This window comes from Nocardia sp. Marseille-Q1738, from assembly GCF_965283145.1.
On record NZ_CBDIMS010000009.1, the window covers coordinates 23281 to 35239 of the forward strand.

Consider the following 11959-nt stretch of genomic DNA (forward strand, 5'->3'; position numbering starts at 1 on the left):
CGGGGTGATGAGCATGTCGGTGCTCTCCCGCGCCGCGGCGGCCCGGGCGACCGACGAGGTGGCCGCCACCGTCGTCGCGCTGCTCGCCGATACCCGGGCGACCGCGCCGCGCGAGCTTCTTCGCGCAGCGAAGCGGAATGTAGACGCGGTTGGTCCGCGCCGGTCGGCAGCTGCTCGAGAGTCCTCGGACGCGATGGCCACGTCGCACACGGAAACCGCTGTGCCGCAAGGTAGTTCGCCACAGATAGACTGCGCGAATGTCGCGCCACGCGCGTTGCTCGGCCCGAGCGGGCTCGGTGCCGCCGCCTCGCTGCTGCCACTCCGCGGGAACAACCACGCCGCGGGGGCTGCCGACACCGCGGCGGTGACGATGGCCCCTCCGGCGGGGCCGCAAGAATTCCCGCCGGGCCGAACCGCACCGTCCGACGACCACCAGCCCATGTCGGGCTGCTTCTCCTCGGCCGTCGATGCCAGCGGCTCATGCGCCCCGGACAGGTCCTCGGCGGGGCCGCTACCGTCCTCGGCGGGCCCGCCACCGCCCCGCATTCCCACCGGGCCGACCGGGCTGGGTACGGCGGCGGCGTTGCTCGACGGACACCGCACCACCACACCGCTGCGCACAACCGCCCGAACGCTGTCCGTCGCGCGAGCCGGAAGGGACGAACCGGAACCGGTAGGCAACTCTGGGAGCGTTCCACGAGGGCCGACCGGGCCGGGCACGGCCAAGGCATCCCGCGATCGCGAAGATCCGATTCCCCCGCTGTACTGTCCGCCGCCCCTGCGCGACGATCCCGCGCTCGCCGCGGCCGTCAATGACGGAATCGTGGACTGGGCCAGGGATATCGGGCTGTACGAAGGCCGTCTGGACATGCTGCACGACGCCGACTTCGGGCGGCTGATCATGCTCGCGCATCCCGACTGCGACGACCCCGACCGGCTGCTGGCGGTGGCGAAATGCGCGGTCTCGGAATGGTCGGTGGACGATTACTATTGCGAGGAGGACGCCGACGACCGCGCGCCGGACGGCACACCGTCCAGCGCCGAGGCGGAATTGGGGCCGCGCCTCGAATTGGCCGCCGCCGCCATCGATCCGGTCCATCTGCCGGCGCGCTACCAAGCCCAGCTCGAGGCGGCCCTCGACGCCGATCCGATCCTGCGTGCGTTCCGCACCTCCTTCGCCCATCTGGCCCGCTACGCCGGTCCGGCGCAGCTGGCCCGGCTGCGCACCGAGATCGCGGGCTGGTTCATCGCACTCGGCGCGGAGGCGGGATGGCGGGCAGCGGGACGGATGCCGCCGGTATGGGAGTACCTCACCAACCGGCAGCCGCACAGCTTCCTGCCGTGCATGGCGCCGACCGACGTGGTCGGCGGCTATGAGCTACCGGCGGCGGAGTACACCGATCCCGCGGTGCGCCGGGTGGTCACCACCGCCGCGCTCGCCAGCCAGATGGTGAACGACCTGTATTCCATGGCTCGCGAGGACCTTTCGGGCGGCAGGGAATTCAACCTGCCGACCGTCCTGGCCGCCGAGGAACGCTGCTCGCGCCGGGATGCCGTGCTGCGCACCGCCGAGGTGCACGACGAGCTGGTGCACCGATTCGAACGCGAAGCGGCGCCGTTGGCCACGGCGGGATCGCCGGAGCTGGGCCGCTTCCTCGCCGGTCTGTGGGCCTGGATGGGCGGCAACCGCGCCTGGCACGCCGACAGCAAGCGCTATCGCGACCCGCAATAAGGCAGTACCAGCACCGAGAGAGGATGATCGCGCATGACCATGCTCAACCCGGAGACCGGCACCGTTCTGCGTACGAGTTACCAGAAGTCCGTCGCCGCGTACTGGAACAACAACCCGAACGACGACCGGGTCAACACCAAACTCGGCGAGGTCGACGGTCTCTATCACCACCACTACGGCATCGGCGAGCCCGACCTGTCCGTGCTGACCGGACCGGAGGACACCCGCGAGGAGCGCATCGTCACCGAGCTGCACCGCCTGGAAACCGCGCAGGCGGAGTTCCTGCTCGACCACCTCGGCGACATCCGCCCCGGCGACCGGCTGCTGGACGGCGGTTCCGGCCGCGGCGGCACCAGCTTCATGGCCAATCAGCGCTTCGGCTGCCAGGTCGACGGGGTGACCATCTCCGAATACCAGGTCGGCTTCGCCAATGACCAGGCCGTCCATCGCGGCGTCGCCGACAAGGTGCGGTTCCACTTCCGCAACATGCTGGACACCGGATTCGAAGCCGGGTCCATGCGCGGTATCTGGACCAACGAGACCACGATGTACGTGGACCTGTTCGAGCTGTTCCGCGAGTTCTCCCGGCTGCTGGAGCCCGGTGGCCGCTACGTGTGCATCACCGGCTGCTCCAACGACGTGACCGGAGGACGCTCCTCCTCGGTCAGCTGGATCGACGCGCACTACGGCTGCATGATCCATCCGCGCGGCGAGTACTTCCGCGCCATGGCCGAAAATCACTTGGTGCCCATCGCCGTGACCGACCTCACGGCGGCGACCATCCCGTACTGGGAGCTGCGCACCAAATCCGAGCTCGCGACGGGTGTCGAGAAACCGTTCCTGACCGCCTACCGGGAGGGCAGCTTCCACTACCTGCTGATTGCCGCCGATAAGGTGAGCAGGTGACCGACACCCTCGCCCAGCCGATCACCGACCGCGAGGCCCTGCCCGTCGAGCTCGTCGACGACGCGGGGCGCGCGGTCGGCGCGTGTTCGGTCGCCGAAGCCCATATGGCGCCTGGCCTGCTGCACCGCGCGTTCTCCGTGCTGCTCTTCGACTCGGACGGGCGGGTGCTGTTGCAGCAGCGCGCGGCGGTGAAGACCAGGTTCCCTTCACTCTGGGCCAACACCTGCTGCGGCCACCCCGCTCCCGGCGAATCGGTCGCCACCGCGGCGGCGCTGCGGTTGTCCCAGGAGATGGGTTTGACGACGGCGCTGACCGAGGCGGGGATCTACCGCTATCACGCCGCGGACCGGCGCACCGGCCGTGTCGAATCCGAGTGGGATCACGTGCTGATCGGCCGACTGGACAGCACACCTCGGCCGGATCCGGCCGAGGTCGCCGACTGGGTGTGGATCCGACCCGATGCACTACGCGACGCGCTGACCGACAATCCGGCAACCTACACGCCCTGGCTGGCCGGGGTCCTCGATATCGCCCAGCACGCGCACGTCACGGGAACGCCGGTGCGCTGATCGTTTGGTTCGGGGCGGCCACCGCGCACCATCGACCGCGCACGTAACGATGGTGCCGACCCGGCTGCCTCGATCCCATGCTGTCCGTGCTGCTCAGAGCCTCGACGACCCCGACACATGGATAGATGCGCATATCCCTGTAACACCATGGCCTGAAACTGAGAGAAATCATAGGAACGGCACAGGCTATGACCAGGACCGTTCTTCATCCTGATGTTGTACGAGTTCTCGGTGGAATGAGGTGCGCGATGGTCGAATTCGAGGTCACGGGGACGACGGTCACAGTTCACGTGCTCGGTGCGCATCAACTGCTCGCGCTGCGTGATCGGCTGACCTTCGATCTGGCCGATATCACCGCGCTCGGCCTGGCCGGTGTCGACCGCCGCCCACCGTGGGTGCGTGCACCCGGCACGTTCTTCCCCGGCGTGATCGCGGCGGGCACGTTCCGCGGCAAAGGACGCAAAGAATTCTGGGACACCCGGTTCGACGGACACGCCATCCGTATCGACCTGGCGGGCGCGGAAGTTACCCGGCTCATCGTCGACGTCGCCGACCCGAACGCCGAATTACGCAGGCTCGTCACCGCCGCGGCTGCCTGACCGGATTCGGGGTCGGAGGAGACAAGGGGGGCCGGTGTACGGCGTGGCGTCGGGGCGAATTCCTGCCGATTCCCGCAGACCGAGCGTAAGCAGCGATCGCACGGTCAGTGCCCCCGCCGCCACGCCGTCCACCACTGGCACGCCCGCCTCGGCGCGGATGTGCGCACAAAATCGGCGATGCCCGCGCGGCCGAGAACGATCGCGCCGGACCTGCCCGCATCGGCCGCCTCGCGACACACATCCCTGTGATGACCTCGCGCGCGTCCGGATCGGTCTCGAGCGCCATCGTGTCGGTCATCGACCTGGTGGTGTCCGGACCGACTACGCGTATGCGTATCAGCCCACTCTTCCGGCACCGCCAACCAGGTGGCCAGGATCGCGCGGCTATCGCGCCGCGGACATATCTTCCGGAGCAAGCAAGCCGGTGTCGGTGGGCAACGTCGCGATCACGGCCTCCAGCCGGCGGTGGTGCTGTTCGGCGACGAGCAGCAGGCGATCGACGTCCCTGGCGAGAAACGCGTCGAGCATCAGGGCGTGGTCGGTGTGCAGACGCACCCGATCGGCCCGGCCGATGTGCACCATCGGTTGCACCGGCTCGGTGACGTTCCACGCCGTCTCGAGCATGTGCAGCAGCCGGAGCATGCGGGAGGGGCGGGTCAGCGCCACATGGAACGTGCGCGACCTGCGATGGTAGGCGGCCGGATCGTCGTCGCGGATGGCCTGTTCCAGACTCGCGTTCACCTCGAGCAGCTCGGCACGATCGGAGGCGGAGTGATTCAGGGCCGCCGCGGCCAGCGAAGCGGTCTCCAACGTCTCCCGCACGACGTACATCTCGCGCAGTTCCGCGGCGGTCAGCTGAGCCACCGCGTACCCGGCGTGCGGCTCGTGCGTGACCAGCCCCTCCCCGATCAGCGTCGCGAGCGCCTCGCGCACCGGAATGTGGCTCACCCCGAACAACTCCGCCACCTCGCGCAGCGGGATGAGGGTGCGCGGCGGCACCGCTCCGTCCAGAATCACCCGGCGCAGTTCGCCGAGGATGATCTGCGGGCGACCGGGCTCGTCTGCGACCAACCTCGCGAGCAGCGCCGAACGTCGTCTCGGGGGCATGGCAACACGCTAGGGGAACCGTGTTGCGTTCCAAGTCACCCGTGTGACGGTCAGGAAAATCTCACAGTACCGACCGGTCGCATTGATGGCTGCGACCGCCGTCTGATCTTCGTCCGCCGGATCGGCACAGTGGCAGCATGGCGGCATGGAATTGGTCGACATGGCGCGGATCGAGGCGGCCGTGCGGTTGCTCGCTCCGGTGATCCGCCGGACTCCGCTGGTGGCGTCGCGGGTGTTGTCCGAGCGAGCGGGCGCCGAGGTGTGGCTGAAGTGCGAGAACTTGCAGCGGACCGGGTCGTTCAAGCCTCGCGGCGCTTACCACCGGATCGCGAACCTGCCAGAGGAGGCGCGGTCGCGCGGTGTCGTCGCCGCGAGCGCGGGCAATCATGCGCAAGGGGTCGCGTGGTCGGCGGCTTCGCTCGGCATCGAGTCGACGGTCTTCATGCCGATCGGCGCGTCACTGCCCAAACTCATGGCGACCAAGGCGTACGGCGCGCAGGTGCGCCAGGTCGGCGAGACCATCGACGAGTCACTGGACGCCGCGCTGGATTTCGCCGACCGCACGGGGGCGACGCTGATCCACCCGTTCGACCATCCCGACATCGTGGCCGGACAGGCGACCGTCGGCGTGGAGATCCTGGAGCAACTGCCCGAGGTCGGCACGGTGCTCGTGCCGACCGGCGGTGGCGGGCTCTTGGCGGGTGTCGCGATCGCGTGTAAGCACTTGGCGCCGCGGGTGCGCGTGATCGGCGTCCAGGCCGCGGAGGCGGCCGCCTGGCCGGAGTCGCTGGCGGCGGGCCGTCCGGTCCGGGTCGATCGCATGTCGACCATGGCCGACGGCATCGCGGTCGGGCAGCCCGGCGCGGTGCCGTTCGCCCATGTGGCCGACCATGTTTCGGCGATTGTGACGGTGGACGAGGAAGCGCTGTCGCAGGCGCTGCTGCTGTGCTTGGAACGCGCGAAGCTGATCGTGGAACCCGCCGGGGCCGCGGCCGTCGCCGCGCTGATGAGTCGCGCGCCGGAAGAGCTCGATCTGCGCGGTCCGGTCTGCGCGATCTTGTCCGGAGGCAATATCGACCCGCTCCTACTGACCCGCGTGATCGGACACGGTCTGAGCGCGGCGGGCCGCTATCTCGCGGTGCGCGTGACGATTTCCGATCGTCCGGGTGCGCTCGGTGCGTTGCTCGCCGTCATCGGAAAGACAGGCGCGAGCGTCGTCGACGTAGCACATTCCCGGACCGGCACCTGGTTGGCGGTCGACGAAGTGGAGGTGTCGCTGACGCTGGAAACGAGGGGTTCCGCCCATCGCGACGACGTGCTCACGGCACTGTCCAACGCGGGATACGTTGTACGCGTGGCAGATTGACCAGACCGGCGCCGACGCGGCACACCGATCGACACTCGCAGACTCTCGGTGGCGCGATCAGACATTCGCGGAACACGATGGACTATCTCGGCGAGACCGGGCAGGTCACACACCGACCCGGCCGAGCCGAATATCACTGCGCGCCACCGAGTTCCAACGCCAGCACGCCGAGGATCACCAACGCGATGCCGCCGACCTGCACCAGGCTGAGCCGTTCGTCCAGGAACAGCACGCCGATCACCGCGATCGCGGCGACGCCTACCGCCGACCAGATGCCGTAGGCCACTCCGATCGGCATGCCGCGTTTCAACGCCTGGGCCAGGAAGTAGAACGCCGCGCAGTAACCGACGACGACAACGATCGATGGAATGAGCTTGCTGAATCCGTCGGAAAGCTTCAGCGAGACGGTCGCGGTCACTTCGGAGGCGATGGCAAGGGCAAGCAGCAGCAAGGTCATTGCCGCAGCGTAGCCAGCGGCGAGTGGCTGGCGCGGGTTCGATCGCGAGGTCACCGGAGTGACGCTTCCCACGCTCGAGAAAGACCGGTCGGCATTTTTTGTCGCGCATCCCTACGCTCACGTCGTGCTCGAGCCGATCGTCGCGGCGACGGAATTCCCGTTCGACAAGCTGACCTGCAATGAGATGTCGTACGCCGAACGCGACGAACGATATCGCCGATTGCACGAATGGCCGGAGCCGACCTACCGGCACCCGTCCGGACTGCACATGATCTGGAAGTACGCCGACGTGCGCGAGGTGCTCGACGCGACGACTCCCGGCGTATCCAACGCGAATTCGCTGGACCCACTGGTCGGTTACCCGCGCATCGCGACGACGCCGCGAGCCATCCCGCATTTCGTGCGGCACCTGGTTCCGCCTCCCGCCAAGGCGACGGCCAACCTGACCGACGACCGGCTGCACAAGCGCGTGTGGAACACCATGGCCGGTCCGTCCGGACACTTCACGATTTCCGCAGCAGACCGGCCACGCCGGGCGGCGGCCATGGCCGAGCATTTTCACGACGCGCTGCGCGACGCGGGCTATCGGTCCGGATCGCCGCTCGACATCACGGCGTTGTCGATCGCGTACGCCGCGCGGACGGTCGGCGCGGCCGTCGGCCTGCCCGCATCCGACTGGCCGCACGTAGCCGCTTGGAGCGGCGCGCAATCGGGACTGCTGGGCCGCATGCTGCGCGGACGCGAACTGGCCGACGCGGTGGGCGCGCTCGGCTGGTTGTTCACCGTCAGCGGCAAGGCCGTGCGAGCGGGTCGCGGCAGCGAGGCAACCGGTTTCGCGCGCAGGCTCCGCGACGCCGGGCTCTCCCATCGGATCGCGGTGTCGGCCATGGCGAATTCGCTCGCCGCCGGCGTGCACACGGTGAGCGGCAGCATCCAGCAAGGTCTGCAGCGTTTGCTCGATGATCCGGACCGGACGTGGTGGAACATGCTCGCCGATCCAGGGACCTGCGGACGGGTCGCCGCGAAAATCCTCCAGCTCGATCCCGGCCTGGTGGCGTGGAAGCGCCGAGCCAGGACGCCGGTCGTGCTGGCCAGCGGCACCCGGCTGCCCGCAGGAGGAGTGCTGGTGCTGTTCGCCGCCGCCAACCGCGATCCGGAGGCGTTCCCGGACTGCCTGGACCTGCACGGAACCGGCAAACTGCCGTTGACCTTCGGGTTCGGCAGGCATGTCTGTCCGGGCAAGAGCATGGCCACGCTGGCCGTCGAAGTGTTCCTCCGGCAGCTACACGAGCTGGCGCCGGAGGCCGAACTGGTGCCGCACGCCGGGCGCAGCGCCCCTCGTCCCCGCGACCTGTTGTTCAGCGGGGCCGACATCACCATCGTCGCGTAGACCAACGCGCCGCGCTCGAACCGGTTCGCGGACCCACTTGTCGGCCCTAGCCGCGCGGAACGCAGGATCAGCCCCAGCCGCGGTACTGGACACTCGACACACCTCGTCGAACTGCGCCTGAAGAAGGGCACCGCCTACCCGAGCCGGGCGACGCGGGGACGATGTCCTCCAGACAGGCATCCTCCGAGCCGATGCCGGGATGGTCCAGACCCGGCCCGCGCACAGCGACCTGCCGTCAGCAGCGCCGAATATCACCATCGTCGTAGCCTCGCGCGGTGCCCGAAACCATCGGCGAGCAGCCTCAGGTCGACGCGGGATCAGCCCAGCCAGGCGCGGGCAGCGGACGCCGCCTGGCGCACCTCGTCCAGCTGTGCCGCGACTTGGACGCCCGCCGTTCCGCCCCGCGCGTTGCGGGACGCGATGGAGCCCTGCACGGTGAGGACCTCGCGCACCTTTCCGGTCAGCGCCGGATCGATGGCGGCGAACTCCTCGTCGGTGAGGTCGTCGAGACCGACGCCGCGGGATTCCGCGGCGCGCACGCATGCGCCCGCCGCCTCGTGCGCGACGCGGAACGGAACACCCTGGCGGACCAGCCATTCGGCGATGTCGGTGGCCAGCGTGAAACCCGCCGGCGCGAGTTCGGCCATGCGGTCGGTGTGGAAGGTCAGCGTCGATACCAGGCCGGCGATGGCCGGCAGCAGCAGCTCGAGCTGTGCGACCGAGTCGAACAGGGGTTCCTTGTCCTCTTGGAGGTCACGGTTGTAGGCGAGCGGTTGCGCTTTGAGGGTGGCCAGCAGTCCGGTGAGATTGCCGATCAGCCTTCCCGCCTTACCGCGGGTCAGCTCCGAAACATCCGGATTCTTCTTCTGCGGCATGATCGAGGACCCGGTCGACCACGCGTCGGCGAGCGTGACATAGCCGAATTCCGGTGTGCTCCAGATGATCACCTCTTCGGCCATCCGGCTCAGGTCGACGCCGATCATGGCCAGCACGAACGCGGCCTCGGCAGCGAAATCCCGCGCCGAGGTGGCGTCGATCGAGTTGGCGGCGGCCGCGTCGAAGTGCAGTTCCGCGGCGATCGCCTCCGGGTCGAGTCCGAGCGAGGAACCGGCCAGCGCGCCGGAACCGTAGGGCGACACGGCCGCACGCTTGTCGAAATCGCGCAGCCGATCGAGGTCGCGCAGCAGCGGATGAGCGTGCGCGAGCAGATGGTGGGCCAGCAGCACCGGCTGGGCGGCCTGCAGGTGGGTCTTACCCGGCATGACCGCGTCCGGGTGCGCGGCGGCTTGGTCCACCAGCGCGTCCACCACCGCGAGCACACCGGCGGCCACCCGGCGCACGGCGTCACGCAACCACATCCGGAACAGGGTGGCCACCTGGTCGTTGCGCGATCGCCCGGCGCGCAGCCTGCCGCCGAGCTCGGCGCCGACCCGCTCGATCAGGCCGCGTTCCAGCGCGCCGTGCACGTCCTCGTCCGAGTCGGCGGGGCCGAACGCGCCCGAATCCACGTCGGCCGCAAGCTGATCCAGTCCGGCCAGCATGCCCGACAGGTCGGTGCCGGACAGCAGGCCCGCCTTGTGCAGCACCCGCGCATGCGCCTTCGACGCGCGGATGTCGTACGGGGCCAGCGCCCAGTCGAAGTGTGTCGACTTGCTCAGTGCAGCCATCGCGTCGGCTGGTCCGGAGGCGAAACGCCCGCCCCAGAGTGCACCCTGATTCGTGCCGCCACTCTGCGTCATTGTGTGTGCTCCTCCGCCTCTCCGGATATTCGGCCTTATCAGTCAGGGGTTCAGGTCCTGCCTTGGGTTGTCCCCTGCCTGTCCGGGCCTTCTGGCCGTACCAGTCAGTTGGCACAAGACGTGCGTGCAGGTCCTGCGTCGGGCGCTCCCCCGCACCCTCCGGGCCTTCAGGCCGTACAAGTCGGGTGGCACAAGACCTGCGTACAGGTCCTGCGTTGGGTGCCGATGGAGTTCTGGCGGTACCCGGTGAGTTACCCGTGTTGTTGCGAGATTCAGTTGTTGCGTCCGGGGCCACGGTGACGAGCCCTGCGGGTAGTCACCGACTCTTTCGGCTGTCGGAAACAGCGTGCTCGCGCCCGGAACACAGTGTGCTTGCGCCGTGTCAGTGCGTAGTACCTATTCAGAGTGGGGTCCTCGCGGCCCGTACGAACGTACACCGAGTTGTCCGACTCCCAGATTGCGACCGGGGCCAGCGGACAGCGCGGTCCGTACACCCGCGCGCGCGGGACTACTTCTGGTTCAGGTCGCGGCGGGCGGCGACCTTGGAGGACAGGCCGTGGATCTGGACGAAGCCTTTGGCCAGCGACTGGTCGAAGGTGTCGCCTTCGTCGTAGGTGGCCAGGTTGAAGTCGTAGAGCGACTGGTCCGAGCGGCGGCCGTTGACCACGGCGGAGCCGCCGTGCAGGACCATCCGGATGTCGCCGGAGACGTGCTGCTGGGTGTCACCGATGAAAGCGTCCAGGGCCCGCTTGAGCGGGGAGAACCACAGGCCGTCGTAGGCCAGCTCGCCCCAGCGCTGCTCGACCTGCCGCTTGTAGCGGCCCAGCTCGCGTTCGACGGTGACGTGCTCCAGGGCCTGGTGCGCGGTGATCAGGGCGATGGCGCCGGGCGCCTCGTAGATCTCGCGGCTCTTGATGCCGACCAGGCGGTCCTCGACCATGTCCAGCCGGCCGACGCCCTGGCGGCCCGCGCGGTGGTTCAGCTCGACGATCGCCTCCAGCACGCTGACCTGGCGGCCGTCGATGGCCACCGGCACGCCGCGCTCGAACCGGATGATCAGTTCGTCCGGCGCCTCGAAGTTGACCGTCGGGTCGGAGGTGTAGTCGTAGACGTCCTTGGTCGGGGCGTTCCACAGGTCCTCGAGGAAGCCGGTCTCCACGGCGCGGCCCCACACGTTCTGGTCGATGGAGAACGGCGACTTCTTGGTGACGTTGATCGGCAGCGCGTTCTCCTCGGCGAACGCGATGGCCTTCTCCCTGGTCCACGCGTAGTCGCGGACCGGGGCGATCACGTTCAGGTCGGGCGCGAGCGCGCCGATGCCGACCTCGAAGCGAACCTGGTCGTTGCCCTTGCCGGTGCAGCCGTGCGCCACGGTGCTGGCTCCGTGGAACTTGGCGGCCTCGACCAGGTGCTTGACGATGAGCGGGCGGCTGATCGCGGACACCAGCGGGTACTGGCCCATGTACAGCGCGTTGGCCTGGATGGTGGGCAGGCAGTACTCGTCGGCGAACTCGTCGCGGGCGTCGACCACGATCGCCTCGACGGCGCCGCAGTCCAGCGCGCGCTGGCGCACCACGTTCATGTCCTCGCCACCCTGGCCGAGGTCGATGGCGACGGCCACCACCTCGGCGCCGGTCTCCTTGCCGATCCAGCTGATCGCGACGGAGGTATCCAGCCCACCGGAGTAGGCGAGTACGACGCGCTCGGACATGTCTGTGTGCTCCTCGATGTTCGGTGCTGGTTTGGGTGTACGGACCGGCTTCCCGCGACAGCGGCCCGCACCGTCCTGCAAATTATTATGCATGACGATGCAAGCTCATTCATAATCGGGTGGTGTCGCCCCTGTGCTGGGGCAACAGCCATGCCTACACCCTGGCACAGCCCCGGCCCTCCGCGCTCGCGGCAGGCTAGCCGCGCCTATGCCGCGACCAGCTGGACGGGTCGGTACCGCCTCACGAGCTCCCCCGAAGCCGGTCCGGTCGGCGCACGAATAGCGAACCGCAGGCGGATACCGGCTGCTGAAACCCCGCAAGCACGACTTCCTCGGGCGAGATCGGCTCAGCGCCGACCGAAAACATCGGCACTACGCGCCCC

General features: G+C 68.7%; 10 protein-coding genes. 6 read left to right on the forward strand and 4 right to left on the reverse strand.

The window, feature by feature from the left end:
• Positions 1-13: 13 nt before the first annotated feature.
• From ACWPXK_RS26800 to ACWPXK_RS26815, 4 genes are all read left to right on the forward strand, one after another.
• Positions 14-1732: a family 2 encapsulin nanocompartment cargo protein terpene cyclase gene (locus tag ACWPXK_RS26800; protein WP_454198940.1), complete on the forward strand. Its 1719-nt coding sequence runs from the start codon at positions 14-16 to the stop codon at positions 1730-1732.
• A 33-nt stretch (positions 1733-1765) separates the two neighbouring features.
• Positions 1766-2638, forward strand: a complete 873-nt coding sequence (locus tag ACWPXK_RS26805; RefSeq protein ID WP_454198941.1) for a geranyl diphosphate 2-C-methyltransferase — start codon at positions 1766-1768, stop codon at positions 2636-2638.
• A complete protein-coding gene (gene idi, locus ACWPXK_RS26810) occupies positions 2635-3207 on the forward strand; it encodes an isopentenyl-diphosphate Delta-isomerase (protein ID WP_454198942.1) in 573 nt (190 codons plus the stop codon). The genes ACWPXK_RS26805 and idi overlap by 4 nt, the downstream gene beginning before the upstream one ends.
• A 248-nt stretch (positions 3208-3455) precedes the next feature.
• Positions 3456-3806, forward strand: coding sequence for a hypothetical protein (locus tag ACWPXK_RS26815; RefSeq protein ID WP_454198943.1), 351 nt, complete (start codon positions 3456-3458; stop codon positions 3804-3806).
• 384 nt (positions 3807-4190) lie between these two features.
• Here the strand turns inward: ACWPXK_RS26815 and ACWPXK_RS26820 are convergent, their stop codons facing one another.
• Positions 4191-4913 carry a GntR family transcriptional regulator gene (locus tag ACWPXK_RS26820; protein WP_454198944.1) on the reverse strand — a complete coding sequence of 241 codons (723 nt, stop codon included), beginning with the start codon at positions 4911-4913 and terminating at the stop codon, positions 4191-4193.
• A gap of 145 nt (positions 4914-5058) precedes the next feature.
• On the opposite strand from ACWPXK_RS26820, the gene ilvA reads away from it, so the two are divergent.
• Positions 5059-6279: a threonine ammonia-lyase gene (gene ilvA, locus ACWPXK_RS26825; RefSeq protein ID WP_454198945.1), complete on the forward strand. Its 1221-nt coding sequence runs from the start codon at positions 5059-5061 to the stop codon at positions 6277-6279.
• A gap of 133 nt (positions 6280-6412) precedes the next feature.
• On the opposite strand, the gene ACWPXK_RS26830 is transcribed toward ilvA, so the two are convergent.
• The gene (locus ACWPXK_RS26830; protein ID WP_454198946.1) at positions 6413-6736 is read right to left on the reverse strand and encodes a DMT family transporter; all 324 of its coding nucleotides are present in this window, start codon (positions 6734-6736) and stop codon (positions 6413-6415) included.
• A gap of 124 nt (positions 6737-6860) precedes the next feature.
• On the opposite strand from ACWPXK_RS26830, the gene ACWPXK_RS26835 reads away from it, so the two are divergent.
• Positions 6861-8126, forward strand: coding sequence for a hypothetical protein (locus ACWPXK_RS26835; protein ID WP_454198947.1), 1266 nt, complete (start codon positions 6861-6863; stop codon positions 8124-8126).
• A gap of 317 nt (positions 8127-8443) precedes the next feature.
• On the opposite strand, the gene argH is transcribed toward ACWPXK_RS26835, so the two are convergent.
• Positions 8444-9865: an argininosuccinate lyase gene (gene argH / locus ACWPXK_RS26840; RefSeq protein WP_454198948.1), complete on the reverse strand. Its 1422-nt coding sequence runs from the start codon at positions 9863-9865 to the stop codon at positions 8444-8446.
• A 508-nt stretch (positions 9866-10373) separates the two neighbouring features.
• A complete protein-coding gene (locus ACWPXK_RS26845) occupies positions 10374-11576 on the reverse strand; it encodes an argininosuccinate synthase (protein ID WP_454198949.1) in 1203 nt (400 codons plus the stop codon).
• Positions 11577-11959 lie beyond the last annotated feature (383 nt).

Excerpts from the sequence above, each read along its gene's own strand:
- ACWPXK_RS26800 (WP_454198940.1), top strand. The coding sequence starts at position 14 with ATGTCGGTGCTCTCCCGCGCCGCGGCGGCCCGGGCGACCGACGAGGTG.
- ACWPXK_RS26805 (WP_454198941.1), top strand. The coding sequence starts at position 1,766 with ATGACCATGCTCAACCCGGAGACCGGCACCGTTCTGCGTACGAGTTAC.
- ACWPXK_RS26815 (WP_454198943.1), top strand. The coding sequence starts at position 3,456 with ATGGTCGAATTCGAGGTCACGGGGACGACGGTCACAGTTCACGTGCTC.
- ACWPXK_RS26820 (WP_454198944.1), bottom strand. The coding sequence starts at position 4,913 with ATGCCCCCGAGACGACGTTCGGCGCTGCTCGCGAGGTTGGTCGCAGAC.
- ilvA (WP_454198945.1), top strand. The coding sequence starts at position 5,059 with ATGGAATTGGTCGACATGGCGCGGATCGAGGCGGCCGTGCGGTTGCTC.
- ACWPXK_RS26830 (WP_454198946.1), bottom strand. The coding sequence starts at position 6,736 with ATGACCTTGCTGCTGCTTGCCCTTGCCATCGCCTCCGAAGTGACCGCG.
- argH (WP_454198948.1), bottom strand. The coding sequence starts at position 9,865 with ATGACGCAGAGTGGCGGCACGAATCAGGGTGCACTCTGGGGCGGGCGT.
- ACWPXK_RS26845 (WP_454198949.1), bottom strand. The coding sequence starts at position 11,576 with ATGTCCGAGCGCGTCGTACTCGCCTACTCCGGTGGGCTGGATACCTCC.